Below are 26,965 nucleotides of genomic sequence, written 5' to 3'. Positions count from 1 at the left end.
ACGGACGGAAAGGATTGTTGTGAGTTTGAAGCGATACGAGAGAACGCGGGCGTTGGTGGACGGGGATCCGTCGCTGGCGCGGGAGATTGTGCGGGAGGTGGAAGGCGAGCTGGGCGCGGAGGCGCTCGAGGAGCTCGATGCGCCGCGCGAGGAGCTGGTGATGGTGCAGGTGCGCGAGACGGCGCAGGGCGGCCTGTTCTACCTGGGCGAGGCGCTCATGACGTCGTGCCGGGTGCGCGTGGGCCCGTCCGTGGGACTGGGGCTCGTGCTGGGCAGCGATCGCTGCCGCGCCTACGAGCTGGCCGTGGTGGACGCGGCGTTCGCGGGCGAGGCAGGTGCGCCGCGCGCGGAGCGCTGGGACGGGCGGCTGCGGCAGGAGCTCGCGCGCATCGAGGCCCGCGAGGCGGCCGAGGCGCGCCGCGTCGCCACGACGAAGGTGGACTTTTCGACTATGAAGGTGGAAGCATGATGATAAGGGAAGATGCCGAGCTGCACCGGGCGCAGCGGGCGTTCCGAAGCGTGCTCGACGCGTTCGCACGGCCCGGCACCGTGCAGAGCATCGAGCTGGCGCCCGGCAACCCGGCGCGTCCGGCCGCGCTCGACGCCGCGCTCGAGGCGGCCACGCGGCTGTTCGTGGATCAGGCGGTGACGTTCTGCGTTGCCGATTCCGAGACGGACGCGACGACCGCCTACCTGACGAGCGAGACGCATGCGCGCCGCGCGCCCCTGCGCGATGCCGACTTCGTGGTGGTTCCCGCCCGTGCCGACGCGCAGACGGCACGCGAGGCGGTGGCCGAAGCGTGCCGCGGCACGCTGACCTCGCCCGAGAAGGGCGCGACCGTGCTCATGGGCTGCGCCCGTCTGGCCGAGGTGCCCGAGGACGGCCAGGTGGCCGAGCCGGCCGTCCATGTGGTGGCGCTGCGCGGCCCGGGCGTGGAGCGCGAGAACCGCTTCGCCGTCGACCGCGCCGACTGGCTGCGTGCCCGCGACGCGCGGGGCGACGAGTTCCCCTGCGGCATCGAGATCGTGCTGGTGGATCCGGACGGCCGCGTGGTTGCCGTGCCGCGCAGCTCCCGCGCGACGTTGCTTGACGTGAAACAATCGGCACAAGGTGGTGCGACAAGGGAACAAATGTTTCACGTGAAACATTCCGAGGCTGCGCCCGGCGAGGCCGTGGAGACCGGCGCTTCGGTCGCAGGCGGCGCGTCCTCCGCTTCCGCCGAGGACCGCGCTTTCTCCGTATCCGCCGCGTCTGCCGTGGGCTGCGCGTCCGCCGCGAAGGAGGTGCGCTAGATGGGCTACGTAGCCGTCCGCGGTGGCGGGAAGGCCATCGAGGAGAGCCTCAAGCTGCTGGAGTACGAGCGCGTGAGCGCGTCGTCCGCCTGGGGAACCGACGAGATCGAGGGCACGTTCCCCGAGCTGGTGGACCAGGTGATGGGCGAGGCATCGCTGTACGCCCCGCGCCTGGCGGCGCTCGCGCTCAAGCAGGCGCAGGGCTCGCCCGACGAGGCCGTGTTCCTGCTGCGCGCGTTCCGCTCCACGCTGGAGCGCCCCTATGTCTCGCGTCCGGTGGACACCGGAGCCATGCGCGTCGCTCGCCGCGTGTCGGCCGCCTTCAAGGACGTGCCCGGCGGCCAGGTGCTCGGCGCCACGCGCGACTACAGCCACCGTTTGCTCGCGTTCGATCTGGAAACGGAAGGTGCCGAGGAGCTGGCCGGGAAGCGCGCCGCGCTGGCCCGCCACTTCGAGGAAGCCGTCGGCGACGCCCCCGAGTCCCCCGCAACCCTTCCTCGCGTGCTCGACTACCTGCGCACCGAGGGGCTCGTTGCGCGCGTGCCTGCCGACGAGGCCCCGCCCGTGGATGCCACCATGGTGCCGCTCGCTTTTCCCGCGCCGCGCTCCGTGCGCTTGCAGACGCTCGCGCGCGGCATGACGCAAGCGGTGGAGGCGCTGGGCTATGCCGCCATTCGCGGGTTCGGCCCGGCGCATCCCACGGTGGGCGAGCTGCGGCAGGGCCGCGTGGCGGTGGCCGTGGACGATCCGCTCGAGGCGGGCGGGCCGGACGACGCCTACTACCTGGGCTCGCTCCCCGTGACCGAGGTGGAGAGCGTGTTCGAGGGCGAAGGCGAGGACGGCCTCGCGCTCGACATCGGCTACGGGTGCGTGATCGGCCGCGCCGAGACGAAGGCCATTGCCATGAGCGTGCTCGACCACTGCCTCGAGCATGGCGACGCGCGCTACCCAACGGAAGACGAGGAGTTCGTGCTCTACCACGTGGACGGCGTGGAGGCCACGGGCTTCATCTCGCACCTCAAGCTGCCGCACTACGTGACGTTCCAGTCGAAGCTGTCCAGCGTGCGCGGCACGCGCGGCGACGCGGCTCCCGACGACGACCAAGCCGCCGACCAGGCCGCCATCGCGGCACTGGAAGCGAAGGAGGCGACCGATGCAGCAGCGCTATAACTACGCGTTCTTCGACGAGGCGTCGAAGCGCGAGATCCGCCGCGCTCTCATCAAGGGCGTGTCCATCCCCGGCTATCAGGTGCCCTTCGCCTCGCGCGAGATGCCCATCGGCCGCGGCTGGGGCACGGGCGGCCTGCAGATCACGCTGGCCATCATCGGTCCCGATGACACGCTCAAGGTGATCGACCAAGGCTCCGACGACAGCGTGAACGCCGTTAACATCAAGAAGCTCGTCGTTGACACCACCGACGTGGAGGTGACTGACGACACGGAATCGGCCACGCTCATCCAGTCGCGCCACCGTATTCCCGAGCATCCGCTCGACGAGGGCCAGATCCTCGTGCTGCAAGTGCCCACGCCCGAGCCGCTGCGCAGCTTCGAGCCCAGCGAGGCCGCCACCAAGCGCCTCCATGCCGAAGCCGACTACACCGGCGCATGGCTCGAGCTGTTCGACCAGATCGTGCGGTACGACGCTACCACGACCGGCGCCGACCATCCCGTGCAGGTGTTCGGCCGCTACGTGATGGCCCCGTCGCCCATCCCGCGCTTCGATAACCTGAAGCTTAACCAGGCGCGGCACCTCACGCTGTTAGGAGCCGGCCGCGAGAAGAAGATCTACGCCGTGCCGCCCTTCACCGACGTCGTCCCCCTCGACTTCGAGGACTACCCCTTCGCGGTGGAGCGCTTCGACGGGAAGCGCTGCCGCCGTTGCGGCGCGACGGGCGTCTACCTCGACGAGCTCGTCGACGAAGCCACCGGCGAAACGTACTACCAATGCAACGACACCTCATGGTGCGCGCGTGTCCCAAATGGGGACAGTCCCCATGTGGGACATCGCGCGCAGCGACGCGAGGAAGGAGCTCCCCATGCTTGATGCGCAACGATTCGGCGTCGACGAGGAGCCGTGCCTGTCGGTGCGGCACCTGTCGAAGCGCTTCGGGGTGGGATGCCCGCACTGCCTCGGCGCGGTCGCGCAGCTCGAGCGCAACGTGTGCCCGCGGTGCGGCACGGTGCACGCCGTGCGCGATGTGAGCCTCGACGTGTTCCCGGGCGAGATCGTCGGCATCGTCGGCGAGTCGGGCAGCGGGAAGTCGTCGCTCATGAAGTGCCTGTTCTTCGACGAGGAGGCCACGGAAGGAGACGTGCGCGCCCGCCCGTTCGACGGCGGCGCGGCGAACCTGCTGGAACGGTCGTCCCAGCATCAGCGCGCCATCCGAAACACGGTGTTCGGCATGGTGTACCAGAACCCCTACCTGGGGCTGCGCATGGATTTCTCCAGCCTGTCGAACATCGCGGAGCAGATGATCGCCGCCGGCAACCGCCACGTGGGCGCCATGCGCGATCGCGGCAAGGAGCTGCTCGAGCGCGTGAACATCCCGCTCTCGCGCGCCGCCGAGCCGCCGCGCAACTTCTCCGGCGGCATGCAGCAGCGCGTGCAGATCGCCAAGGCGCTGTCGAACAACCCGCCCATCCTCCTGCTCGACGAGGTGACCACGGGGCTCGACCTGTCCGTGCAGGCCGCCGTGCTCGACCTCATCCAGCAGATCCGTCGCGACTTCAACGTCAGCATGCTCGTGGTCAGCCACGATTTGGGCGTCATCCGCATGCTGGCCGACCGCACGCTCGTCATGCTGGACGGCCGCGTCATCGAAAGCGGCCTGACCGACCAGATATTGGAAGACCCGCAGCACGCCTACACCCAGCAGCTCGTCTATTCGCTTCTGTAGTCCCGAAAGGACTCATCCCATGAACGACAACTCCTGCATCATCCGCGGCGGCACGGTGGTGTGCGCCGACCGGGTGCTTCCCGACCACGACGTCGTGGTCATCGACGGGCGCATCGCGGCCATCGAGCCCGCCGGCGCGTCCGACTTCGACGCGCAGCCCGACGCCACCGTGGGCGTGCTGCCCATCGTGGACGCGCGCGGCGCGTTCGTGGCGCCCGGCCTCATCGACATCCACTCGGACTACGTGGAGAACGTCGCCTCGCCGCGTCCGAGCGTGGTCATGGACCTGAACACGTCGCTGTACAAGGCCGACCGCGAGCTCGTGTCGCACGGCATCACCACCATCTTCCACTCCCTGTCGGTGTACGGCGCGCACATCTTCGACCACAAGCCCATCCGCGACTTCGGCAACGTGAGCGCGCTCATCGACCGTGTGGCCGGCCTGCGCGCGGGCGAGGAGCGCGACCACCTCATCCGCCACCGCCTGCACATGCGCGTGGAGCTGGACTCGGTCGACCTCTACGACGACATCGAGGCGTTCCTGCGCTCCGGCAAGGTGGACCTCGTGTCGTTCATGGACCACACGCCCGGCCAGGGCCAGTACCGCGACCTCCTGCTGTTCGGCGACACGCTCAAGGGCTACCGCGACGTCACCGACGACGAGGTGCGCGACATCATCCGCCAGCAGCAGGAGAGCAGCAAGATGACGTACGCGCAGATCGCGGCCCTGGCGTCCATCGCGTGCGAGCGCGGCATCTCCATCGCGTCGCACGACGACGACAGCGCGGAGAAGCTCGCGTTCATGGACGGCCTGGAGGCCTCCATCTCCGAGTTCCCCATCTCGCTCGACGTGGCCCGCGAGGCGCGCGCCCGCGGCCTGCACACGGTGGCCGGCGCGCCGAACGTGATGCTGGGCCACAGCCACTCCGGCAACCTGAGCGCGCGCGAGGCTGTTGCGGCCGGCGCCATCGACGTGCTGTGCAGCGACTACTACCCGGCGGCGCTGCTCGACGCCGTGTTCGCGCTGCGCGACGAGTGCGGGCTCGACATCGCGCGGGCCTTCGCGCTCGTGTCCGCGAACCCGGCGAAGGCCGCCGGCATCGCCGACGAGGTGGGATCGCTCGCGGTGGGCAAGCGCGCCGACGTGCTGCTCGTGCGCGAGATCGCCTGCGGCGAGGCCGGCACGCGCACGATGCCCGTGGTCACGCGCGCGTTCGTGGGAGGCCGCTCCGTGTTCCGCTCGCATTACCCCGACCAGCCTCTCGGCTACGCCCGCGACCTGGGCGAGCACGTGCAGGTCGGGCGCGCCCTCGCCTCCGAGGCGGTGTGACATGGCGCTCCTGGAAATCGATGACCTCTCGAAGTCCTTCCTGCTGCATCGCGTGGACCGGCGCATCCAAGGGTGCCAGCACGTGAGCTTCGCCATTGAGCCGGGGCAGTTCGTGGGCATCACCGGGCGCAGCGGCAGCGGCAAGTCCACCATCCTGCGCTGCATCTGGCGCACGAACCTGCCCGAGCAGGGGCGCATCCTGTACGATTCCGCCCGCTTCGGCCTCGTCGACCTCGCGCAGGCCACGCAGCGCCAGATGCTCTACCTGCGCGCCTTCGAGCTGGGCTACGTGTCCCAGTTCCTCAACGCGCTGCCGCGCCAAACGGCCCGTGACATCGTGCTGAAGAGCGCGCTCGAAGCCTACGGCGCCGACGAGCGCGCCCGCGCCGAGCAGGAGACCGAGCGCATGCTGCGCCACTTCGACCTGGACGAGAGCCTGTGGGAGCTCTACCCGCGCACCTTCTCCGGCGGCGAGAAGCTGCGCCTCAACATCGCCGCCGCCATGATCAAGCGCCCGCGCCTGCTGCTCCTGGACGAGCCCACCGCCTCGCTCGACAACGCGTCGAAGCTCAAGGTGCGCACCCTCATCGAGCAGCTCAAGGCCGAGGGCACCACCATGCTCGGCATCTTCCACGACCTCGAATTCATGGACGGCTTGTGCGATCATGAGTTCAACATGCAGGAAGGGATGATGGCGTGAGGAACGGGCGGGAGCAAGGACGAATCGCGACGGCGGCCGCGCACGGCCCGGCTCTCCACGCAGCGCGCAGGCGAACTCCGGTTACGTGGCAGTTTTTGACGGTAGTTGATCATTCGGAAGCGCCGAATCGGGCCAAGGTGTCGGCAGAGAATACGCGTCCCTGCATTTCACCTGGTCATAAGCGTGGCGAGAATCGCTATGAACGAGCCGACTCCGAGGCGATGATCAACTATCGTCGTTTTCTGCCACGACTGAAGGTTTCTCGTGCGCGCGGGCTCGGCAGGGAAGGGGTGACGGCATGAAAGCCGACCTCCACGTGCACACCACCATGTCGGACGGCTCGGACACCTTCGAGGAGGTGCTCGCCCAGGCGCGCGAGCGCGGCATCGGGCGCATCGCGTTCACGAACCACGACACCACGTGCGGCCTGGACGGGGCTGCGGCCCTCGGCGCGCGCTACGGCGTCCAGGTCACGGGCGGCATCGAGGTGAGCGCCTACGACTTCCAGCGCGGCCGCAAGGTGCACGTGCTGGGCCTCGGCCTGTACGAGGACGCGCCCGCGCTCGCCGCCCTCTGCGGCCCGCTGCTCGAGCGCCGCAACCAGAACTCGCTCTGGCAGCTCGACCGCATGGTGGAAGCCGGCCTCCCCGTCGACGTCGAGCGCGCCCTCGCCCTCGGCCGCGCCTCCACCTGCCTGTACAAGCAGCACCTCATGGCCGCGCTCACCGGCGAGCCGCACCCGAGCGCCGCCTACCGCGCGCTCTACCGCAGCCTGTTCAAGGACGGCGGCATCTGCGACCGCGACATCGCCTACGTGGACGTCCGCGACGCCGTGCGTGCCATTGCGGAGGACGGCGGCCTGCCCGTGCTCGCGCATCCCGGCCAGCTGGACAGCTACGACCTCGTCCCCGAGCTCGTCCCCCTCGGCCTCGCCGGCATCGAGCAGCACCACCCCGACCACACGCCCGCCGACCACGACCGCTGCGCCCAGCTGGCCGAACGCTACGCCCTCGCCTGCACCGGCGGCTCCGACTACCACGGCCGCTTCGGCTCCATCCCGCACGTGGGCTACCGCATTCCCCAAGCCTGACCGCGAATCCCCCTGCCGTCAAAATGCCTCGATGTTGGCGGCCGCCGCCGTCGGGCTTTGCCGGTGTGAGCTCGCTTCCCTCTGCCGTTCCGGCATGCCGATGACGCGTGCTTAGCGGCGCGGATGCGGAGCAGGCTGAATGGCTTGATGCACACGCCGACGAAGCGGGGTCGCCATCCGGAGCCGGCTTATCGGAAAGCTGTCTTTCGGCGAGAAGTTGAATCGCCGTCCGTGGCCCATGCCTGCTGTTCGCGCTACACTTACCAGCTATGGAAAAGCAGACCTTGCATATCGCGCAGCGCACCCGGATCGACGGACCTGTCGGCTGCCTTCCCGATGATCCCGTCGTTCTCGGCGTGGACGTGGGCGGCACGCATACGAAGGTCGCGGCGTTCGACCTCGGCGGCGAGTTGCTGGGCACCCGCGCGCTCGACCTACTCGCGCACGGCGAGGGCTTCGGCACAGGGGAGCGCCTGAAATGACGAATGCCCGATGCGGGAGCGCTTCCATGCGCCCGCTTACCTCGCGGATCGCCCGGTTCGCGCGCGAGCGCACGGTGCTTGTCGTGTCGGCCTTAGCCGCCTTGGCAACTGTGGCCTTCGTCCCGCCCGACGAAGCGTATCTCGGCTATTTCGACGTGAAGACGCTCGCCTGCCTGTTCGGGATCCTCGCCGTCGTGGGTGCGCTGCGCGGCATCGGCCTGTTCGAGCATGCGGCGCGCCTCATCGTAGCGCGCTTCTTCACCTGCCGGTCGGCCGTGGCAGCGCTCGTGGGGTCCACGCTCGTGCTTTCGATGTTCGCCACGAACGACCTGGCGCTCATCATGATGCTGCCCCTCTCGGCCGCCACGCTGCTCAAAGCCGGATGGGAGCGCTCCCTGCCCTTCGCGTTCATCATGCAGAACCTGGCGGCGAACCTCGGCGGCATGATCCTGCCGTTCGGCAATCCGCAGAACCTCTACCTGTACGAGCGCTTCTCCATCCCGCTGGGTGATTTCCTCTCCAGCATGGCGCTGCCCTTCGCGGTCTCGGTCGTGCTCATCGCCCTCTGCTGCGTCTTGTTCGCCAAGCCAGAGCCCCCGAAAGCAACGAAAAAACGAGCATCGGAAAAAGAGGCAGCAGAAAAAGGCGTGACGAAAAAACGAGCGGAAGAAAAGCGCGTTGGGAAGAATCGGTCAGCGGAGGAACGAGCAACGGAAAGCTCGCTTGCAGATGAGGGCCGGCAGCAGGCGGCATCCTCCGCATCTGGCGAGCCCCTCGAACGAACGGATGTTTCACGTGAAACATCCGCCTCCGAACAGGGGAAAGATGCCGATACCGCCGCCCCGCGCATCGTCTCGGCGCGCCGGCCGCGAGCGCTCGCTTATGCGGCACTGATGGCGCTGGTCATCGCGTCGGTGTTCCGGATCGTGCCCTATCCGGTTGCGGTGGGCGCCGTCGTGGTCGCGCTCGGCGCGCTCGACCGGCGGGCGCTGAGGACGGTGGATTGGGGGCTGCTGCTCACGTTCGCCTGCTTCTTCGTGTTCGCCGGCAACATGGCGCGCATCCCGGCCGTGGAGGGCTTCTTCTCGTTCTGGATGCACGAGAACGCGCTGCTCGTGGCTGCAGGCGCCAGCCAGGTGATCAGCAACGTTCCTGCCGCCGTGCTGCTGTCGCACTTCGCCGACGGCTACGCGGCGCTGCTCGTGGGCGTGAACATCGGTGGCGCCGGCACGCTCGTGGCATCGCTTGCCAGTCTCATCACGTTCAACGAGTACCGCATCGTCCGCCGCGGCTTCCCCGGCCGCCCTGCGCTCTCCCGCGTCACGCCCGGTGCCTACCTCGCCCGCTTCACCGCGTACAACGCGGCCTTTCTCGCCGTGCTCCTGTTCGTGTGCGCGCCCTTCGTGTAGGGGCGTGCCGGACGGGTTTCCACTCCACCGCTTTAGTGTGCTAAACCGTACACATGCCAAAACGCCCCGTTCGCGGGGGCCCATTCATCGAAAACGTCGTTCGGCGACGGATAACTGTTTGAAAAGAGAGGGCTGGCGCTTTATAGTAGTGCGACTGCATCATACTTCATGACGTGAAAGCGAGATGCAGAGGAAAGGGGAGAGACCAATGAACATCAAGAAAATGGTTGCGCTCGTTGCAACCGGCGCCCTCGCGGCGTCGCTCGCGCTGTTCGGCTGCTCGTCGGGCGACGGGCAGGACTCCGGCGCGAAGGACGACAAGGCGGCCGGCAACGAGTCCGGCTACACGCTGGTGAACGACGGCAAGCTGACGGTGGCGGCTTCGCTCGACTTCCCGCCGTTCGAGAACCTGAACGGCGACACGCCCGAGGGCTTCGAGGTGGAGCTCATGGGCCTTCTGGCCGAGGAGATGGGCCTGGAGATCAACTACCTGCCGTCCACGAAGTTCGACACCATCGTTCCGCTCATCCAGACCGGCGGCAAGGCCGATGTGGGTGTTTCGGGCATCACCATCACCGACGAGCGCCTGGACCAGGTCGACTTCACCGACGCCGTGTGCGACGTGAACCAGAGCATCACCGTGCTCAAGGATTCGGGCGTCACCGACGTGGCGCAGCTCGAGGGCAAGAAGGTGGGCGCCCAGACCGGCACCACGGGCTACGAGTGGGCTGCCGAGAACATCAAGGACGTGGAGATGGTGGGCTTCGACGAGATGACCGCCGTGTTCCTGGCGCTGCAGTCCGGCCAGATCGACGCCATTGCGGTGGACCTGCCGGTGGCGAACTACTACGTGAAGACGGCCTACACCGACTGCCAGGTCATCAAGGAGATCCCCACGGGCGAGCAGTACGCCATCGCGGTGAGCAAGGACAGCCCCGAGCTGACCAAGGCGCTCAACACGGCGCTCAAGGCCGTGCGCGAGAACGGGAAGTACGACGAGCTTGCCGCCAAGTGGTTGCAGTAACGCACAGATAGGGTGAGCATGCAGATCGCATTCGCATTTGCGCGGAAACACCTCGCAGGCGCCGCGGCGGTTCTCTTCGCCGCGGCGCTGGCGGTCTCGTTCGTCTTGCCGGTCCAAGCGCACGCGCTCGACGTGGAGCGCTGGACCGCCAAGCCGAACAAGGACGGCGACAACACCACGGTTCTGGGAGCCACGGCGACGCGCGTCACGTGGCAGGGCCAGACGGCGGAGGACGAGTCCCTTGCCTCCGTGACCATCGAGATGCCCGAGGGCACCACCGTCGGGGCCGAGAACGTGAAGACCACCGTGCTCGTGGGGCTCGATCGCCTGGATGCGGCGTCCGAGGCCGTCGTGGACGGCAACGACGTCACGGTGACGCTCGCCGAGCCTGCGCCGGCCGGTGCGCTCGTCATGGTGGAGTGCAACCGCACGCTCCTGCCGGGCGGCGGCGGGTCGTTCGGCCTGGCGGGCAGTTACACCACGGCCGACGGGCAGCGCCACGACATGCCGGCCACGGACCAGGTCATCAACGTGACGGGCACCTCGCCCGCCGAGCAGCTGTCCAGCTGGCTCAACCAGCAGGACTGGGTGAAGGCGTGGAACTCCAACAAGTTCCTGCACCTGTTCTTCGACCCGGCCATCATCGTCACGTCCGTGCCGGCGCTGTTCGCCGGCTGGCTCGTGTCGATCGGCGTGGTGGTGGTGAGCTTCCCGCTGGCCATCCCCCTGGGCCTTCTGCTGTCGTTTTTACGCATGGCGAAGCACCGCCTTCCGCGCGCCATCGGCGCCACGTACATCAACATCGTGCGCGGAACGCCGCTGTTCCTGCAGCTCTACATCGCGTTCTTCGGCCTGCCGCTCATGGGCGTGCAGATGGACAACTTCACCATGGGCGCCATCGTGCTGGTCATGAACTCCAGCGCGTACCTGGCCGAGATATTCCGCGCGGGCATCCAGTCCATCAGCCAAGGGCAGTTCGAGGCGGCGCGGTCGCTGGGCATGAACGGTGCGCAGACCATGTTCTTCGTTATCATCCCGCAGACGGTACGGCGTGTGATTCCCACTATGACCAGCGAGTTCATCCTCATGTACAAGGACACCTCGCTCCTGGCCGCCGTGGGCGTGACCGAGCTCATGATGTACGCGAAGACCATCACGGCCGCCACGGGCAACGTGACGCCCTATATCGTGGCCGCCGGGTTCTACCTCATCGTCACCATTCCGCTCACGAAGCTCATCAACACCATGGAAGCGCGCATGTCCAACGGGCGCCGCAAGCATAAGAAGGGCCCCGCCGACCGCAGCATCACGTCGGCCGCCTCGGTGGTGCCTGATTCCGACGCCGGCGTGGCGCGCAGCATCCGCCTGTCCGAGACGTTCGCCGGGCCCGCCTCGCAGACCGACGCGGCAACGCGCATCTACGAGGATGCGAAGCGCAACGGCAACCATATCAGCCATTAAGGAGGTGCGGATCATGAGCGAAGCGAACAACGGCGCGGCGGGTATCGGGGCGGCAGACATCGCCGGCGCGGACGCTGCGGACGAGACGGTCATCCGCATCGAGGACCTGCGCAAGACGTTCGGCGACAACGAGGTGCTGCGCGGTATCGACCTCGACGTGCGCCGCGGCGAGGTAGTGGTGATCCTGGGCCCGTCCGGCTCGGGCAAGTCCACGCTGCTGCGCTGCGTGAACCTGCTGGAGAAGCCCACGGGCGGCCGCATCTTCTTCGAGGACACCGAGATCACCGCGAAGAAGACCGACATCAACAAGGTGCGTGCCAAGGTGGGCATGGTGTTCCAGAACTTCAACCTGTTCCCACACCTCACGGCCAAGAAGAACGTTATGCTGGCGCAGCAGAAGGTGCTGCACCGCAACAAGGAGGAGGCCGCGCGCATCGCCGAGGAGCAGCTGGAGAAGGTGGGCCTGGGCGAGCGTATAGACTACCGGCCCTCCGAGCTCTCCGGCGGCCAGCAGCAGCGCGTGGCCATCGCCCGCGCGCTCGCCATGGACCCGCACGTCATGCTGTTCGACGAGGCCACGAGCGCGCTCGACCCCGAGCTCGTGCGCGACGTGCTGAGCGTGATGAAGGAGCTCGCCCGCGGCGGCATGACCATGATCGTGGTGACGCACGAGATGGGCTTCGCCCGCGACGTAGCCGACCGCGTCATCTTCATGGACGGCGGCCACATCGTGGAGCAGGGCACCCCCGAAGAGGTGTTCGACCATCCGACGTCCGACCGCACGAAGGACTTCCTGGGCCATATCTCGTAGGATCAGCCGGCCGAAGGCGTGTCGCCCGCATAGAGCCGGCTGGGGGCATGCGTATCGGGGGAGCCGTCCGGCGCATGGAGAAACCTCCGAGGTTGACCACATGCGCCGGACGGCCTCCCCTGCACGCGTGGTCCCTGCCGGCTGAATGGAAGAGCAGCGCGGCCGACTGAATGGAAGCGGCGGTGGACGTTTGCAGGTGGGCCGATGAGCGGCAAGATGTGTTTTTTCCCGCCCCCTCTATCCCGGCGATTCTTCGGATCCCCTCGTTTTGTGCAAAACGCCGCCGTTTTTCCTACGGCAACCGCGGGCAGCTCCCCTGCATGAGGTTACGATTTGATTCCTTTTTATGCAGAACTATGGAAACAAAGAAGAAGAATATCCAATATGGTCATGATCTCGTTTCGCGCAAAGCTTCACCAAACCGTAATATTTTTGTGCATATGAACAAGATCATTGTTTTTTTGTTAAAAATCATTCGAAAATTTGTGTTGCAGGTGAACAAAAAAGATGGTATAACTTCCTCAACGGCAAATCTGGTAAGCATGCGACGGTAGGAAAACCGGGAGCGTCATGAACCACCAGTCTCCCAGCACTCTGAGTTGCAGCGCAAAAACCAGCAAGCTGCAGTAGTATGTAGTGTGCCACCCAACGGTAGCGAAGAGCGCTGCCACAGAAAGGAGACTGTCATGGCGAAGATAGTCAATTCTTGGAACGACTGGGATCCGCTGAAGCGCGTTATCGTCGGTCGTTGCGACAACTCGATGATCCCCCCCGAGGAGCCCGCGACTTCCGAGAAGGTGCCTGTCGACTCCGAGATGCGCGGCATGTGGGGCCTGCGTCCCCTCGCCACCGTCGAGCGTGGCAACGAGTGCCTCGAGAACCTCGTGAAGATCCTCGAGGACCGCGGTGTCGTCGTCGACCGTCCCACCCCGCTGCAGTGGAACCAGGCCATCGGCACGCCGGACTTCCGCAACGACTCCATGATGACCTGCATGCCTCCGCGTGACATCCTGCTCACCGTCGGCAACGAGATCATGGCCTCCGCGAACTCCTTCCGCTGCCGCTACTTCGAGTACCTGGCCTACTGGCCCCTCATGAAGCAGTACTTCGACGAGGATCCCGACTTCCTGTGGACCCAGGCTCCCCGTCCCCGCCTGACGGACGCCTCCTACAAGCACAACTACTACGACGAGAAGATCACGCTGGAAGAGCGCCTCGTCCGCACGGCCAACAAGGACTTCGTGACCACCGAGGTCGAGCCGATGTGGGATGCCGCCGACGTGATGCGCATGGGCAAGGACCTGTTCATCCAGCACGGCCTGACCACGAACCGCACGGCCATGGACTGGTTCCAGCGCTACTACCCCGAGTACCGCGTGCACGCCGTGAACTTCCCCGGCGACCCGTACCCGATCCACATCGACGCCACCTTCGTGCCGCTGCGTCCGGGCCTGATCATCAACAACCCGCACCGCAAGCTCCCCGAAGAGCAGCGCGCCATCTTCGAGGCCAACGATTGGCAGATCGTCGAAGCCGCCCAGCCGGCCCACGACGAGCCGCCGGCGCTGTGCTACAGCTCCGTCTGGCTGTCCATGAACTGCCTCGTGCTCGACCCGAAGACGGTCATCGTGGAGGCTTCCGAGGTTCACCAGCAGGAGCAGATGGACAAGCTCGGCATGAACGTCATCCCCTGCGACCTGCGCGACGCCTATCCGTTCGGCGGCGGCCTGCACTGCTCCACGGCTGACGTCTACCGCGAGGGCGACTGCCTCGACTACTTCCCGAACCGCGTCAAGGATCCCACCCTGGTGCGCCCGGAGATGTGGAACGACTAGTCGCTTAGCCGCCTAGCACAACAAGCCACTTGCTGAAAGCAAGCGTCGATTAACAGAAGAAAGGGGATCTGGCAGGGTTTATCGCTCCAGATCCCCTTTCCTGCTCTTCAACCTATACCACCGCATGCACGATTCGGCCCTGTGAGGCCGACTAGGTACCCGTATACCCATTCGGCCTCACAGGGCCCGATTTGCGGCTGGCAAAGGGGATTTCCTTTTTCTTGCTACTGGTTTTAAGGAGGACCAATGGCAGATACCAACAAAACCACCAACACGCCGGATCTGGGTGACAAGCCCGAGCTCGGCAACGGCAAGGACGGCTCCGGCAGCTACCAGATGAGGGTGGGCTTCGGCACCATCGCCATGCTCATCTCGGCGACCGGCATGGGCCTCGTGCCGCTGTTCAGCCGCTGGGCCACGCGCACCGACATGTTCAACGGGGCGGCGGGCCTGAACGCCGGCGATTCCATCGGCGCCCTCATGGCCGTGGGACGCATGGGCATGGGCGTCCTCTTCTTCGTCGTCCTGCTTCTTGCCACGCACAAGGTGCATGTGTTCAAGAAGCTCAAGCTCACGCCGGCTATCGCGCTCGGCGGCCTCATGATCGGCATGTCGCTGGCGTGCTACGTCACGTCCACGCTGCTCACCACCGTGTCGAATGCGGTTCTGTTCATCTACATAGGCCCCGTCGTGTGCGTATTGCTCGCGCGTATCTTCCGCAAGGAGCCCATGTCTAAGCTCCAGTGGATTTGCCTGGGCGCGGTGTTCATCGGCATGCTGTTCGGCAACAACCTTATGGGCTTCGGCGACAACGGCTTCTTCGTGGACTTCAACCTCGTGCCGTCCACGCCGGAGTTCCCGCAGAAGGGCATCGGCGACGCGTTCGGCCTGGCCTCTGGCTTCTTCTATGGCGCCTCGATGTTCTTCAACGGCTACCGCAAGGACGCCGACACCACGGCGCGCGGCGTGTGGAACTTCATCTTCGCCGTCATCGGCGCCGGCTCCATCACCATCGTGCTGAACTCGCTGGGCAGCATCGACCCGAGCATGGCCAACTGGGCGCTCAACATCCACTTCACGCCGTTCAACTGGATTGGCGCCGTGCTCCTGTGGATCATCTGCGGTCCCATCGCGCTCGGCTTCCTGCTGGTTGCCGGCCGTAACCTGCCTGCCGCGGACTATGGCACCATCGCGTACTGGGAGGTGCCCGTCGCCATCTTCGTGGGCCTCGTGGTGTTCGGCGAGGCGCTCACCATCAACACCATCATCGGTGGCCTGCTCATCATCGGCGGCGGCGCTGTGCCTTCCATCCGGGGCATGATCGTCGGTCGCAAGCAGAAGCAGCAGGAGGAGATCAGCGAGAACCTGGCTGCCCGCTTGGAAAAGGCCGAGGAAGACGAGCACCTGCAGTAGGCCGAGCGAAGAAAGGAACGGTGTGTCAATATGAAGATCACGACCAATCTGACCCACATCGCCACCGAGGTCGAGTTCGAGCCTGCCCTGACGGAGGAGCAACTCAAAGAGGCGTTCGAGGCGGTCGGCCTCAAGGGCTTCCCCGCCGAGCTGGACATTGCAGAACGCACGGAAGAGCATGTGCAGATGATGGCGCTGGACTCGTTCCTCGGGTTCGCCCAGGCGTCGGGCGTGGCGGCCGTCACCTACGATGTGACGTATTTCCCGCATGCCGATGACGCCGAGGTGACCTACCAGCTCAAGCAGCTTGCACGCGAGCTGGAGATCAGCGCCGACGTTATCCGCGACGTATGCGCCGACGAGATCCGCGAGTACCTGGAGCTCGACGCCAAGCGCGATGCCAACGCCCCCGTGCACAGCATCGTGGAATGCTACGTGGGCGGCACGGCGTTCGCCTGGTACGGCATGAACGAGTACCCGCGCCTGAAGCGCGTCATCCTGCGCAAGCTGGCCCAGGGCGGTCAACGGGCCAAGCACAACTTCATCATGCGTGCGAGCAAGGCGCAGGTCGACCTGCTCGAAGATTACTGATAGCCGACTGGGCACGACAGGGGTTCTGAAAACGCGGCGGCTCGGTTCTGCCGGCCGCCGCGCCTCGGGCATCGCAGCGTCGGGGTTCTCGCTGCGATCTTCCCTTGCCGCCGCTTGCTCCAGCTGGTTTCCGCGCGTTCCGCGCCTTCTCCCAGACCCCGGTCGCGGAGCGCTGCCTGCCGGGTAAACGTTACATCTTGGTGGTAGGCCGAGTTTTGGCGTTATCATAACGGTTGCTGGAAGCGTATCTCCCCATTTTTGTCAGGAGGGCTCCACATGAAGCGAAGGCTTGCCAAGCGGTTTTGTCCCCGGCTCCACAAAGCCGCGCATTTCTTAGGGGACTATCATGAATGTTGAAAGCGGTACTGCCAACGCTGTTCCTCCCCGGTCGTTCTCGGAAGAAGAGCAGCATAAAACCCTGAAAAAGGTCACGTTCTCGTCCTTCCTCGGCAACTTTATCGAATGGTTCGATTACGCGAGTTACTCTTATCTGGCCACGGTCATCGCGCTCGTGTTCTTCCCGGGCGAGGACCGCTTCGTGGCGGTCATGAGCACGTTTGCCGTGTTCGCGCTCTCGTTCCTCGTGCGCCCCATCGGCGCTATCTTCTGGGGGAACATGGGCGACAAGAAGGGCCGCAAGTGGGCCCTGTCCATCTCCATCCTCATGATGAGCGGGGCGACGTTCCTCATCGGGTGCCTGCCCGGCTACGCCATCCTCGGCGTGGGTGCGCCGCTGCTGCTGTTGTTGCTGCGCATCGTGCAGAGCTTCTCGGCCGCCGGCGAGTACGCGGGCGCGGCCACGTTCATCGCGGAGTACGCGCCGAAGAACCACCGCGGCTTCTACTGCTCCATGGTGCCGGCATCCACGGCCACGGGCCTGCTCGTGGGCTCGCTGTTCGCCACGTTCATGTTCAACACCTGGGGCGCCACGTCGGACTTCGTCGTGGACTGGGGCTGGCGCATCCCGTTCTTGCTTGCGCTGCCGCTGGGCTACATCACGCACTATATCCGAACGCATCTTGAGGATTCTCCGGTGTACGAGGAGATGCAGGAGCATCTGAAGCAGCAGGGTTCCAGCGTGAAGCATCCTATCCGCACGCTGTTCAAGAAGCACCTGCGCGTGCTCATCATCTCGTTCGGCGCCTGCGTGCTGAACGCCGTGGGCTTCTATGCGGTGCTCACCTACCTGCCGAACTACCTCGAGACCACGCTGAACTACGATCCGAGCGCGGCATCCATCATCACCACTATCGTGCTGGTGGCCTACATCGGGTTCATCTTCGTGTCCGGCCGCATCTCCGACCGCTTCGGCCGCAAGAAGATGCTCATCATCGCCTGCGTCGGGTTCATCGTGCTCACCATCCCGGCGTTCATGCTGCTGGGTACGAAGAACTTCTGGATCATCCTGCTGGTCGAGCTGGTCATGTGCCTCATACTCACCATCAACGACGGCACGCTGTCCAGCTACCTGACCGAGACGTTCCCCACCGACGTGCGCTACTCCGGGTTCGCGTTGAGCTTCAACCTGGCCAATGCCATCTTCGGCGGCTCGGCGTCGTTCATCTCGTTCTGGTTGATCGATATGACGGGCAACGACATCGCGCCCGGGTTCTACATGGTGTTCATCGCCGCGCTGGCGCTGGTGGCCATGATCCTGTCGCACGAGCACACGGGCAAGGACTTGTCCGAGGTGTAGGCGGGGTGCGTGCGCCGCGCGCTGCGAGGCCTGCCGGGAGCCGCTCCGTTGGGGCGGCTCCTTCTTTCGGCGGCCGTCCGGGCCGCGGCGGCGGGCCGTCTCGGCACCGGCGCGTATTTCATCGTATAATGGGGCGGTTGCAACAGCGGCAGGGAGCAGGTTGGAGGGTTCTATGAGCGAATCGTCAACGCCGAAGTCATTGAAGGCTCAGATCACGCGCACGTCGCTCGTGCTCGCCGCCGCCGCGCTCCTGCGCGAGGAGGGTCCCAAGGCCGTCACGTACCGCAAGGTGGCGAAGTGGGCCGGGGCGGCGTCCTCGTCGGTGGGCTACTACTTCGACTCCGTCACCGAGCTCTTGCACGAGGCGGGCATGTACAACATCCAGCTGTGGGCGCAGCGCGCCGAGCGGGTGGCGGATTTGTGCGAGAAGCTGGAGCCCGAGGAATGCCGCGCGCGCATTACCGAGCTTCTGACGCGCGCGTGCCTGCCGGACGACTCCATCGTGCCCAAGGCGCACTACGCGCAGCTCATCGGCGCGGCTGATTCGAGCGTGGTCACGGAGGCCTACCGCAAGGGCCGCGTTCTGCTGGATGCCGCCATCGCGCGCATCCTCGAGCGGGCGGGCGTTCCCATGACGCCGCGCATCGTGGTGGCCATCGTCGATGGTGCCGCCGTGGCCTCTATCTCCGAGGGTCTGGACGTGCGCGAGACCACCGGCAAGCTGCTCGACGAGGCTATCGAGGCCTACACGAAGGCCGCTGGCTGCTAGAGGCTTTCCCGCCGGCCCTGAAAGCCTCTAGCTCGGCTTCGCCGTCGTCCGTTTGCGCATCCCGCATCCAGGGGCACCGCTGTATACGCACCTGCGCCCGGCGCCGTCGTTGCGCCCTTGCCCGGCACCGCGCCTGCATGCGCCTGCAGCCGAGCCTCCTGCACCTCCTTTCATATCCCGAACCTCACGCTTGAGCGACGGGAGGGTGAACCTTCTTCCCTCCATCGCTCTCCCTTTCCTGCGTCTGGTAGAACGGACGGACGCAAGCAAATGCGACGGCATCCATCTGCCTTTTGGGATGGCGGCGTCGCCCGTCTAGGAAAGGAGTTGGAGCATGAGCGAAACCCGTCAGCAGGCGGTCGCGCCCTCGGCCGATCCCGGTCCCGTGGGCAAGGTGAGCCGCCCGTCTTTCAAGCGGTCTTTGACGTTCTTCGGGTTCTTCGCCATCACCGCGTCCATGGTGATGACGGTGTACGAGTACCCTTCGTTCGCCTCGTCCGGGTTCCAGCTGGTGTTCTTCTTGATCATCGGCGGCATCCTGTGGTTTTTGCCCGTTGCCATGTGCGCGGCGGAAATGGCCACGGTGAAGGGATGGGAGTCCGGCGGCATCTTCTCGTGGGTTGGCAACACGCTGGGGAGGCGCTGGGGTTTCGCCGCGCTGTTCTTCCAGTGGTTCCAGATCACCGTGGGCTTCGTGACCATGGCGTTCTTCATATTGGCGGCGTTCGCCTACGTGGTGAAATGGGACGCGCTTTACAACAACCCGCTGGTCATGTTCTTCGGCGTGGCCGCCATCGTGTGGATCCTCACGCTCACGCAGCTGGGCGGCACGAAGTACACGGCGCGCATCTCGAAGGTGGGCTTCGTGGGCGGCATCATCCTGCCGGTCATCGTGCTTCTGGTGGGCCTGTTGTACTACTTCGCCACGGGCGGCGTGTCGCAGATCAACATGACGCCGGCCACGTTCGTGCCCGACTTCGGCAAGGTGGACACGCTCGTGATCTTCGCATCGTTCATCCTGGCTTACATGGGTGTGGAAGCGTCCGCCTCGCACGTGAACGAGCTGAAGAACCCTAACCGCAACTACCCCCTGGCCATGATCATCCTGGCGGTGCTCACCATCGCGCTCGATGCGCTGGGCGGCTTGGCCGTGGCCACGACGCTGCCGGCGTCGGTGCTGGACGGCAACCTGTCGTTCGGCGTGATCGAGGCGTTCCGCGCCATCTTCGTGCAGCACATCGGTCCCGGCCTCAGCTGGATCGTGTTCGCGGTGGCGCTGCTTTTGGCGCTGGGCGTGCTGGCCGAGATTTCGGCATGGATCGTGGGCCCGTCGCGCGCGCTGCTCGACACGGCGCACGACGGCATCCTGCCCCCCTCCTTCAAGAAGGTCAACAAGCACGGCGTGTCGGTGAAGACCGTGGTCATCCAGGCCTGCATCGTCACGGTGTGGGATGCGGTGCTCTGCGGCTCCATCGCGCTGTCCGGCGGGTCCAGCTCGTCGGTGGGCTACCTTACGGCCATCGGCCTGACGGTGGTCATCTACCTGGTGGGCTACGTGCTGTTCTTCCTCGGGTACTTCTATCTGATCTTCAAGAAGAAGGACCTGCCGCGTTCGTTCCAGCTGCCGGGCGGCACGCCGTTCAAGGCCATTGTGGCGGGCGCCGGCCTGTTCATGACCGTGGCGACGCTCATCATCTCGTTCTTCCCGTCGTCGAACCTCGACGCTCAGTCGAACATGGTGTACCAGGCCACGCTCGGCATCGCGTTCGTGATATCGGTGGCCATCCCGTTCGTCATCTACGCGCTGCGGCATAGGTGGGCGCCGCAGGGCCCGACCGACCGTGCAGCGGTCGGTGCCGCTGTCGGCGCGGGCGCTGGTGCGGCAGCTGGGACGCATGCTGCCGGCGCGCATGTCGGCAAGGGCGCCCCGATGGGCACGGCGGCGCGCGCGGTGCCCCTGGGCCCGAACGCCCGCAAGGCGGCGCATCCGTCCGATCCGGCCGCGGCCGATCCTAAGAAGGGCGCGGCCCCGACGACGAAGTCGAGCACGCTCGGCGACAGCGGGCCCATCAACAAGCGCACCCGGGCGTCGGAGAACCTGCGCGGCGGCAAGCCGAGCGGGGCGGGAGCGGCCGGCATGTCGGCCGGCGGCGGGCCCGGTTCCGATTTCGGCGCGACGGTCGCGCGCGGCATCTCCGCCGCGGTGGTCAGCGTGACCAGTCGTCCCTCCGGCCCCATGGCAGTCGATTCCGGCCCCACGGTCACCACGGACGACGTGCCGGCCGAGCCCCAGCCTGTCATGCGCGACGAGGTGGCGGTGCGCGAGATCGACCTCGATACGGGCGCCGGCGCCCATGAGGCGCCGCCCTCGTGCGGGGTGGCGGCGCATGCGCGCAAGAGCAACGTCAAGGATGCCGGCGAGGTGCGCGACGACTTGCTGGAGCGCGAGGCCGAGGGCGACCCGTCGCTGCGTGCGAGCGTCACCGAGGCCGTGGTGGGCGAGCGTGTCCCCCGTGCCGATCCGGACTCGCCCGACCCGCGACGAGAGACCGGCATCGACACGAACGGCCCCGACTCGAACGGCCCGGCGTCGCGCTAGGCCCCTCTCGGCAACGGGTAGACGGCCGGCGCGGCGATCCGCGCCGGCACGCCCCGCCTGCGCCGCCGGGCGCGGTGCAGGCGGGGCACCCGTTCGCCCTCTGATTCTGGTTCCAACCCTACTTACCAGGAGGTTTTCATGAAGGAACAAACGTCAACCAGCAAGATCCTCGACACGATGGACGAGGGCACCAAGTACTCCACGCCCATCTTCGGCTCCGAGGCGTCCGACGTGGCCATGCCGCGCACGCAGATGAACGACAAGCCGGTCGAGCCGCGCATCGCCTACGAGATGATCAAGGAGTACCTGTCCATCGAGGGCAACGCCACGCAGAACCTCACCACGTTCTGCCAGACCTACATGGAGCCCATGGCCACGAAGATCATGGCCGAGACCATGGAGAAGAACGCCATCGACAAGGACGAGTACCCCATGACGGCCGACCTCGAGAACCGCTGCGTCGCCATGATCGGCGACCTGTGGCACGCGAACCCCGACGAGGAGCCCATGGGCACCTCCACGGTGGGCTCGTCCGAGGCCTGCATGCTGGGCGGCTTGGGCATGCTGTTCCGCTGGAAGAAGCTCGCGAAGGACGCCGGCATCGACATCTACACCGAGCAGCGCCCGAACCTGGTGATCTCCGCAGGCTACCAGGTGTGCTGGGAGAAGTTCTGCCGCTATTGGGACATCGAGATGCGCCTCGTGCCGCTTGAGAAGGACCATCTGTCGCTGAACATGGACACGGTCATGGACTACGTGGACGACCACACCATCGGCATTACGGCCATCCTCGGCATCACCTACACCGGCAAGTTCGACGACGTGCAGAAGCTCGACGAGCTGGTGGAAGCGTACAACCAGGAGCATCCGAAGCTGCCGATCCGCATCCACGTCGACGGCGCGTCGGGCGGCATGTTCGCCCCGTTCGTGGAGCCCGACCTGGTGTGGGACTTCCAGCTGAAGAACGTGTGGTCCATCAACTGCTCCGGCCATAAGTACGGCCTCGTGTACCCCGGCATCGGCTGGGTGGTGTGGCGCAGCAAGGAAGCGCTGCCCGAGGACCTGATCTTCTGGGTGAGCTACCTGGGCGGCGAGGAGGCCACGATGGCCATCAACTTCTCGCGCAGCGCCTCGCAGATCGTGGGCCAGTACTACGTGCTCATGCGCAACGGCTTCGAGGGCTTCAAGGAGATCCAGGAGCGCACGCTCGACGTGGCGCGCTACCTGGCCGCCGAGCTCAAGGAGATGGGCATCTTCGAGATCTACGAGGATGCGTCGCACATTCCGATCGTGTGCTGGGGCCTGAAGGACGACGCCGACGTGGAGTGGTCGCTGTACGACCTGTCCGACCGCCTGCGCATGAGCGGCTGGCTGGTGCCCGCGTACCCGATGCCCGCCGATATGCAGGACACCACCGTCCAGCGCGTCGTGGCGCGCGCCGACTTCTCGATGCAGCTGTGTATCAAGCTGGTCGAGGATATGAAGAAGGAGATGGACACGCTGAACAAGGCGAAGTTCGTCACCGGCAACACCCAGGGCGTCATCCAGACCGGCTTCAACCACGGCGGCCGCTCTGCCGTCGACAAGGTCGAGAAGGTCCAGACGAAGGCGAAGACCACGCAGAAGTAAGTGCGCCGACCCCGCCCCGACCTCCCCGGTCGGGGCGCTTTTTCGGTGCTGGAGGAAAGCAGAAGGGCCTCTTATTTAGATTACGGTAATAGAATTGAAAAGAATTTCTGATATTTTACCGTAACGGGCAATCAGGCCCCCGAAATCCCCTCCGAAGGCGAGAAAACCGCCCAAAACAGCGGGAAGAGCCGCACGTTGGATGCCCAAAAGCGGGCTTCGGACAAGAATTCCCGCGATTCGGTAATATATCGATAAAAAATTCCAAATCCATTACCGTAGCCGAATATTCGATATCGTGAACGCGATCAACTTGCTTCTGATCGACACACGACGTGCGTTTTGCTCGCTGCGACTCTACCCGAAGAGCTGGTAGCCGAAGTAGCCTAGAACGGCGCCTACCGCGGCGGCTGCGAGGGTGAGGAGCACGCCTCTGAGCACGGGATGCCGCCGTGCGCGCAGGCTTTTGGCGTTGTTGCGGTCGATGGGCTCACCTTTCGAGAAGGCCACCAGCTCGCGATACGTCACCACGTCGTGCTGCTTCTTCAGGTGCTCGACCACCGTGAGCATGACCAAGCCGATGCCCCACACCAGCAGCCCGATGATGGCGGACGGCACGAGCCCCCAATCCCAGAAGGTGAACCCTCCGATGAAGAGCGCACATCCGACGACCACGACTGCGGTCCCTCCCCACGCCAGGTAGATCATCTTCCGGTAGTCTTTCTCGATTGCTTCCTTCATGGCTTCCACGTCTCCTTTGATCAGTTCGTCGACCGTTACGTCGAAGAGGACGCTAAGGAGCAGCAGGCTTTCCACGTCAGGGTAGGTCTTGTCGTTCTCCCAGCTTGAGACGGTCTGGCGCGAGACGTAGATCTTCGCGGCGAGGTCGTCTTGCGAGAGTCCGCGTTCCGTTCGGTGGCGTTTGATCTGGCTGCCGAGCTCCATGCGTTTCCCTTCGTTGATCCAAGGTTGCCATGACGCAGGGAAGTGTACCATCAAAGGGCTTTGACACGTCTCGCTTCGCGACCCTTTTCTGTGTCAAAAGTGCTTTACAATACGTTTGAACAGGTGTTATTTAGAATGACGCAGGACGTTGCCGGGAGTGCGCATGCGGGGCGGCGCCTCCAGCTGTACAGAGAGAACGCCCCCTGCGCTGAATCCGGTTCTCGTTCGCCATTTGGGACCGGATTCAGCGCAGGGGGCGCAGGGGGAAGAGGTGGCCACGCGGAGCGCGTCGCGCGCGACCACCGGTGATAGCGGAAGAGCTTAGTCCTCGCGCTCGATGGGCATGCTCATGCAGCGCGGGCCGCCACGGCCGCGGGACAGCTCGGCGGAGGGCACGATGATGAGGTCGAGGCCCTTGTCGCGCAGCACCTTGTTCGTGACGTCGTTGCGCTCGTACACCACGATCTTGCCCGGGGCGATGCACAGCGTGTTCGAGCCGTCGTTCCACTGCTCGCGCTCGGCCGCGATGCGGTCGCCGCCGCCGCAGGGGATGAGCTCCACGGGATGGCCGACGTAGGTCTCCAGGATGCTCTCCAGCGTGCCGTTCACTTCCTTGACCTTGATGCCGTCGCCTTCGGCGGTGATCTCGAACACCGTCAGCGGGCCCATGATGCCGGGGTGGATGGTGAACTTGTCCGTGTCGATCTGCGTGAACACGGTGTCGAGGTGCATGAAGGCGCGGGAGTTCGGGATGTTGAACGCCAGGATGGTCTCGATGGGGCTCGTCGGATCGCCGAAGATGTTCTTCGCGATAGCGTCGATGGCATCGGGCTCGGTGCGCTGGGAAATGCCGATGGCCAGCACCTTGTCGTTGATGTTGAGGATGTCGCCGCCCTCGATGTGGAACGTGTTGTAGCGGCTGTAGTACTCAGGCGTGCCCTTGAGCATCGGATGGTACTTGAAGATGTACTCGCCGTAGATGGTCTCGCGGTTGCGGGTCTCGGAGTACATGCGGTTGATGGACACGCCGTTGCCGATCATCGCGAACGGGTCGCGGGTGAAGTACAGGTTCGGCATGGGCTTGACGACCATCTTGGAGGACTCGGACACCAGGTCCACCAGCGAGTTGGACTTGTCGGTGTGGAGCTCGGTGAGGTTGATGCCCTCCATCGTCTTCAGCACGAGGTCCTTGGCGTCGGGGTAGTTCTCCTGCAGGTAGTCGAAGATGATCTTCTGGTAGCGATCCGTGCGGATGCCGGCCTCTTCGATCCACTGCTTGAGGAACTGCTCGCGCAGCTCGGGGTTGGCCTCGAGAACCTCGGCCATGAGGTCTTCCAGGTAAAACACTTCGACGCCGTTGTCGCGCAGAGCCTGCGCGAACGCGTCATGCTCCTCCTGGGCGACCTTCAAGAACGGGATGTCGTCGAACAGCAGCTCTTCGAGCGTGTTCGGCGTCAGGTTCAGAAGCTCTTTGCCCGGGCGGTGCAGCAGGACTTTCTTCAAGGGCTTGATCTCGCTCTTGACGTTCACTCCTGACATGTGCAACCCTCCTTCGGTTTGTCGGCCCGCGCGTCCTTTAAGCGCGCCGGCCTTTCTTCGCCAAGTGCGTCCGCGGCGCGATGCCGTGACGCGTTGGTCTCACCATGCGCCCTCCGCTGCGTGAAGGAAAGATGTAAAGCGGGTTTACCGGTGCATCGATCGGGGTGTACCCGGCCGGGAAAGACGCTAAACCTCAAATAAACCGCAGGTGGGAGCAATGCGCATCCTGCAACCATACACTGCGGCCGCGCGCGTTCGGCTCGGATGCCGCAGCCTTTTCCGAAACGATGCCGATTCGTGTATCATGGGTCATGTTGCAGACGGCCGTGCGCAAGCGAGGAAAGAGGTGCTCCTTCGTGGGATTCGTGCTCTTCCACTACACGCTCTTCGTGCTGTTGGGTTCTATCATGGCATCGGCTGCATGCCTTTCCGCCTACCTGGTATCGCGCAAGCGCGCCATGCGGTACGCCTTCGCTGGCTTCCTGTTCTACTTCTTCGACGTGGCGTGGGTGTTCCAAGACGACTTCTTCACCGGCGCCGACGCGGGGCTGGGCGCGGCGTATGCGGTGGTCATGTCGCTGGTGCTCGTGGTGACGGGCGGCGGGTTCCTCACGTCGTTCTGGCTTCTGGTATGCGATTACCTGGGCGAGGAGCGCCGTGTGTTCAAGGTGGCGCCGGCCGTGCTGTTCGTGGCGGCGAGCGTGGCCGTGCTGGCGCTGCTGCCCAAGGGCGATTTGCGCAGCTTCCTGTTCTACTTCCCGCGCGAGCTGTACCTGTTCTGGATGCTGCTGTTCGCCGGGTTCCGCTTCCTCGTGACGAAGGACGAGTCCGGGCGCAACCGCTTGCGCCGCCACCGCTTGCTCTACGTGCTGTTGTGGGTGTTGGGCCTGATGATCGTTGCGGAGGACGCCTGCGTGTTCCTGCTGCCCGACCCCGTCCTGCTCGGGCCGCGCGCCTATGCGCCCGAGCGCAACTTCGCCGAGAACGTGCTTATGCTGTGCTGCGCGTTCTTCGCCTGCCGCGATGCCTTCCGCGTGCTGTCGCTGCGCTTCGAGCGGCCTCCCATGCACGAGGGCGGCCGGCAGGAGGAGCTCATCGACGACAACCTGCTCCTGTACGGCAAGCGCTACCGCCTGTCCGAGCGCGAGTGCGAGGTGCTGCGCTACGTGCTGGTGGGCAAGGACAACCAGAACATCGCCTCCGCCATGCACCTGGCCTTGAGCACCGTGAAGGTGCACGTGCACAACATCCTGCAGAAAACGGGCCAGCCGAACCGCCAGGCCCTCGTCCAGGATTTCTGGAAGACATCGTAGAACGGCCTAGAGCGTGCCAAAAGCCCGGGGGCAATGGCACATCGGAAAATGTGCCATTGCCCCCGGGCTTTTGGCACGCTCCCCTGTCGCGCTCGCTCTACTGCTCCGCCAGCCATCTTCTCAACATGCTCACGATGTCGCT

The 26,965-nt window shown here is 65.3% G+C and carries 24 protein-coding genes; 22 read left to right on the top strand and 2 right to left on the bottom strand.

Annotation, left to right across the window (positions count from 1 at the left end; all coding sequences use genetic code 11):
• The first annotated feature begins 19 nt into the window (after nucleotides 1-19).
• The 21 genes from phnG (at nucleotide 20) to K9U15_RS00480 (ending at nucleotide 23,029) form a co-directional block, all read left to right on the top strand.
• The gene (gene phnG / locus K9U15_RS00580) at nucleotides 20-469 is read left to right on the top strand and encodes a phosphonate C-P lyase system protein PhnG (protein ID WP_227115130.1); all 450 of its coding nucleotides are present in this window, start codon (nucleotides 20-22) and stop codon (nucleotides 467-469) included.
• A complete protein-coding gene (phnH, locus tag K9U15_RS00575) occupies nucleotides 466-1,293 on the top strand; it encodes a phosphonate C-P lyase system protein PhnH (protein ID WP_096227651.1) in 828 nt (275 codons plus the stop codon). Before phnG ends, phnH begins: the two co-directional genes overlap by 4 nt.
• Entirely contained in the window at nucleotides 1,294-2,463 is a 1,170-nt protein-coding gene (locus K9U15_RS00570) for a carbon-phosphorus lyase complex subunit PhnI (RefSeq protein ID WP_096227652.1), read from the top strand.
• Nucleotides 2,447-3,337, top strand: coding sequence for an alpha-D-ribose 1-methylphosphonate 5-phosphate C-P-lyase PhnJ (locus K9U15_RS00565; RefSeq protein ID WP_096227653.1), 891 nt, complete (start codon nucleotides 2,447-2,449; stop codon nucleotides 3,335-3,337). Before K9U15_RS00570 ends, K9U15_RS00565 begins: the two co-directional genes overlap by 17 nt.
• Nucleotides 3,330-4,190, top strand: a complete 861-nt coding sequence (locus K9U15_RS00560; protein WP_096227654.1) for an ATP-binding cassette domain-containing protein — start codon at nucleotides 3,330-3,332, stop codon at nucleotides 4,188-4,190. The genes K9U15_RS00565 and K9U15_RS00560 overlap by 8 nt, the downstream gene beginning before the upstream one ends.
• 19 nt (nucleotides 4,191-4,209) lie before the next feature.
• Nucleotides 4,210-5,520 carry an alpha-D-ribose 1-methylphosphonate 5-triphosphate diphosphatase gene (locus K9U15_RS00555; RefSeq protein WP_123673124.1) on the top strand — a complete coding sequence of 437 codons (1,311 nt, stop codon included), beginning with the start codon at nucleotides 4,210-4,212 and terminating at the stop codon, nucleotides 5,518-5,520.
• 1 nt (nucleotide 5,521) lies between these two features.
• Entirely contained in the window at nucleotides 5,522-6,220 is a 699-nt protein-coding gene (locus K9U15_RS00550) for a phosphonate C-P lyase system protein PhnL (RefSeq protein WP_096227656.1), read from the top strand.
• A 298-nt stretch (nucleotides 6,221-6,518) separates the two neighbouring features.
• Nucleotides 6,519-7,310 (top strand): phosphoribosyl 1,2-cyclic phosphate 1,2-diphosphodiesterase, encoded by a 792-nt coding sequence (phnPP, locus tag K9U15_RS00545; protein WP_123673126.1) that lies wholly within the window; start codon nucleotides 6,519-6,521, stop codon nucleotides 7,308-7,310.
• 284 nt (nucleotides 7,311-7,594) lie between these two features.
• Entirely contained in the window at nucleotides 7,595-7,792 is a 198-nt protein-coding gene (locus K9U15_RS00540; protein WP_096227658.1) for an ROK family protein, read from the top strand.
• Nucleotides 7,793-7,818: 26 nt separating this feature from the next.
• Nucleotides 7,819-9,201 (top strand): SLC13 family permease, encoded by a 1,383-nt coding sequence (locus K9U15_RS00535; RefSeq protein WP_194073876.1) that lies wholly within the window; start codon nucleotides 7,819-7,821, stop codon nucleotides 9,199-9,201.
• A 208-nt stretch (nucleotides 9,202-9,409) separates the two neighbouring features.
• On the top strand, nucleotides 9,410-10,225 hold the full coding sequence (locus tag K9U15_RS00530) for an ABC transporter substrate-binding protein (protein WP_015540047.1): 816 nt from the start codon (nucleotides 9,410-9,412) through the stop codon (nucleotides 10,223-10,225).
• Between the two features lie 18 nt (nucleotides 10,226-10,243).
• Complete coding sequence (locus K9U15_RS00525) at nucleotides 10,244-11,686, top strand: amino acid ABC transporter permease (RefSeq protein ID WP_015540046.1); 1,443 nt, start codon at nucleotides 10,244-10,246, stop codon at nucleotides 11,684-11,686.
• 13 nt (nucleotides 11,687-11,699) lie between these two features.
• A complete protein-coding gene (locus K9U15_RS00520; protein ID WP_015540045.1) occupies nucleotides 11,700-12,497 on the top strand; it encodes an amino acid ABC transporter ATP-binding protein in 798 nt (265 codons plus the stop codon).
• Nucleotides 12,498-12,667: 170 nt separating this feature from the next.
• Complete coding sequence (locus K9U15_RS00515) at nucleotides 12,668-13,051, top strand: hypothetical protein (protein WP_301155421.1); 384 nt, start codon at nucleotides 12,668-12,670, stop codon at nucleotides 13,049-13,051.
• Between the two features lie 132 nt (nucleotides 13,052-13,183).
• Nucleotides 13,184-14,332: an N-dimethylarginine dimethylaminohydrolase gene (locus K9U15_RS00510; protein WP_015540044.1), complete on the top strand. Its 1,149-nt coding sequence runs from the start codon at nucleotides 13,184-13,186 to the stop codon at nucleotides 14,330-14,332.
• Between the two features lie 246 nt (nucleotides 14,333-14,578).
• On the top strand, nucleotides 14,579-15,745 hold the full coding sequence (locus K9U15_RS00505; protein WP_227115129.1) for a DMT family transporter: 1,167 nt from the start codon (nucleotides 14,579-14,581) through the stop codon (nucleotides 15,743-15,745).
• A gap of 30 nt (nucleotides 15,746-15,775) precedes the next feature.
• A complete protein-coding gene (locus K9U15_RS00500; RefSeq protein ID WP_301155420.1) occupies nucleotides 15,776-16,336 on the top strand; it encodes a hypothetical protein in 561 nt (186 codons plus the stop codon).
• Between the two features lie 346 nt (nucleotides 16,337-16,682).
• The gene (locus K9U15_RS00495) at nucleotides 16,683-18,032 is read left to right on the top strand and encodes an MFS transporter (protein ID WP_301155419.1); all 1,350 of its coding nucleotides are present in this window, start codon (nucleotides 16,683-16,685) and stop codon (nucleotides 18,030-18,032) included.
• A gap of 172 nt (nucleotides 18,033-18,204) precedes the next feature.
• Nucleotides 18,205-18,801, top strand: coding sequence for a TetR/AcrR family transcriptional regulator (locus tag K9U15_RS00490; protein WP_096227663.1), 597 nt, complete (start codon nucleotides 18,205-18,207; stop codon nucleotides 18,799-18,801).
• A gap of 334 nt (nucleotides 18,802-19,135) precedes the next feature.
• Nucleotides 19,136-21,400, top strand: coding sequence for an amino acid permease (locus K9U15_RS00485; protein WP_096227664.1), 2,265 nt, complete (start codon nucleotides 19,136-19,138; stop codon nucleotides 21,398-21,400).
• Nucleotides 21,401-21,538: 138 nt separating this feature from the next.
• Entirely contained in the window at nucleotides 21,539-23,029 is a 1,491-nt protein-coding gene (locus K9U15_RS00480; RefSeq protein ID WP_096227665.1) for a glutamate decarboxylase, read from the top strand.
• A 354-nt stretch (nucleotides 23,030-23,383) separates the two neighbouring features.
• Here K9U15_RS00480 and K9U15_RS00475 read toward each other — a convergent pair whose 3' ends face one another.
• Nucleotides 23,384-23,971: a helix-turn-helix transcriptional regulator gene (locus tag K9U15_RS00475; RefSeq protein WP_301155418.1), complete on the bottom strand. Its 588-nt coding sequence runs from the start codon at nucleotides 23,969-23,971 to the stop codon at nucleotides 23,384-23,386.
• A 321-nt stretch (nucleotides 23,972-24,292) separates the two neighbouring features.
• Nucleotides 24,293-25,510 (bottom strand): arginine deiminase, encoded by a 1,218-nt coding sequence (arcA, locus tag K9U15_RS00470; RefSeq protein ID WP_096227667.1) that lies wholly within the window; start codon nucleotides 25,508-25,510, stop codon nucleotides 24,293-24,295.
• A 356-nt stretch (nucleotides 25,511-25,866) separates the two neighbouring features.
• Between arcA and K9U15_RS00465 the strand changes: the two genes are divergently transcribed.
• On the top strand, nucleotides 25,867-26,823 hold the full coding sequence (locus K9U15_RS00465; RefSeq protein ID WP_227115127.1) for a LuxR C-terminal-related transcriptional regulator: 957 nt from the start codon (nucleotides 25,867-25,869) through the stop codon (nucleotides 26,821-26,823).
• Nucleotides 26,824-26,965 lie beyond the last annotated feature (142 nt).

Origin of the sequence: Gordonibacter sp. RACS_AR68 (genome assembly GCF_030418485.1) — a bacterium.
Taxonomy (GTDB): domain Bacteria; phylum Actinomycetota; class Coriobacteriia; order Coriobacteriales; family Eggerthellaceae; genus Gordonibacter; species Gordonibacter urolithinfaciens.
This window is presented reverse-complemented; position numbering and strand designations above follow the sequence as displayed.

Bases quoted from the DNA above. Each gene is read 5' to 3' on its own strand.
- phnH (WP_096227651.1), top strand. From the start codon at position 466: ATGATGATAAGGGAAGATGCCGAGCTGCACCGGGCGCAGCGGGCGTTC.
- K9U15_RS00570 (WP_096227652.1), top strand. From the start codon at position 1,294: ATGGGCTACGTAGCCGTCCGCGGTGGCGGGAAGGCCATCGAGGAGAGC.
- K9U15_RS00565 (WP_096227653.1), top strand. From the start codon at position 2,447: ATGCAGCAGCGCTATAACTACGCGTTCTTCGACGAGGCGTCGAAGCGC.
- K9U15_RS00560 (WP_096227654.1), top strand. From the start codon at position 3,330: ATGCTTGATGCGCAACGATTCGGCGTCGACGAGGAGCCGTGCCTGTCG.
- K9U15_RS00555 (WP_123673124.1), top strand. From the start codon at position 4,210: ATGAACGACAACTCCTGCATCATCCGCGGCGGCACGGTGGTGTGCGCC.
- K9U15_RS00550 (WP_096227656.1), top strand. From the start codon at position 5,522: ATGGCGCTCCTGGAAATCGATGACCTCTCGAAGTCCTTCCTGCTGCAT.
- phnPP (WP_123673126.1), top strand. From the start codon at position 6,519: ATGAAAGCCGACCTCCACGTGCACACCACCATGTCGGACGGCTCGGAC.
- K9U15_RS00535 (WP_194073876.1), top strand. From the start codon at position 7,819: ATGCGCCCGCTTACCTCGCGGATCGCCCGGTTCGCGCGCGAGCGCACG.
- K9U15_RS00530 (WP_015540047.1), top strand. From the start codon at position 9,410: ATGAACATCAAGAAAATGGTTGCGCTCGTTGCAACCGGCGCCCTCGCG.
- K9U15_RS00525 (WP_015540046.1), top strand. From the start codon at position 10,244: ATGCAGATCGCATTCGCATTTGCGCGGAAACACCTCGCAGGCGCCGCG.
- K9U15_RS00520 (WP_015540045.1), top strand. From the start codon at position 11,700: ATGAGCGAAGCGAACAACGGCGCGGCGGGTATCGGGGCGGCAGACATC.
- K9U15_RS00515 (WP_301155421.1), top strand. From the start codon at position 12,668: ATGGAAGCGGCGGTGGACGTTTGCAGGTGGGCCGATGAGCGGCAAGAT.
- K9U15_RS00510 (WP_015540044.1), top strand. From the start codon at position 13,184: ATGGCGAAGATAGTCAATTCTTGGAACGACTGGGATCCGCTGAAGCGC.
- K9U15_RS00505 (WP_227115129.1), top strand. From the start codon at position 14,579: ATGGCAGATACCAACAAAACCACCAACACGCCGGATCTGGGTGACAAG.
- K9U15_RS00500 (WP_301155420.1), top strand. From the start codon at position 15,776: ATGAAGATCACGACCAATCTGACCCACATCGCCACCGAGGTCGAGTTC.
- K9U15_RS00495 (WP_301155419.1), top strand. From the start codon at position 16,683: ATGAATGTTGAAAGCGGTACTGCCAACGCTGTTCCTCCCCGGTCGTTC.
- K9U15_RS00490 (WP_096227663.1), top strand. From the start codon at position 18,205: ATGAGCGAATCGTCAACGCCGAAGTCATTGAAGGCTCAGATCACGCGC.
- K9U15_RS00485 (WP_096227664.1), top strand. From the start codon at position 19,136: ATGAGCGAAACCCGTCAGCAGGCGGTCGCGCCCTCGGCCGATCCCGGT.
- K9U15_RS00480 (WP_096227665.1), top strand. From the start codon at position 21,539: ATGAAGGAACAAACGTCAACCAGCAAGATCCTCGACACGATGGACGAG.
- K9U15_RS00475 (WP_301155418.1), bottom strand. From the start codon at position 23,971: ATGGAGCTCGGCAGCCAGATCAAACGCCACCGAACGGAACGCGGACTC.
- arcA (WP_096227667.1), bottom strand. From the start codon at position 25,510: ATGTCAGGAGTGAACGTCAAGAGCGAGATCAAGCCCTTGAAGAAAGTC.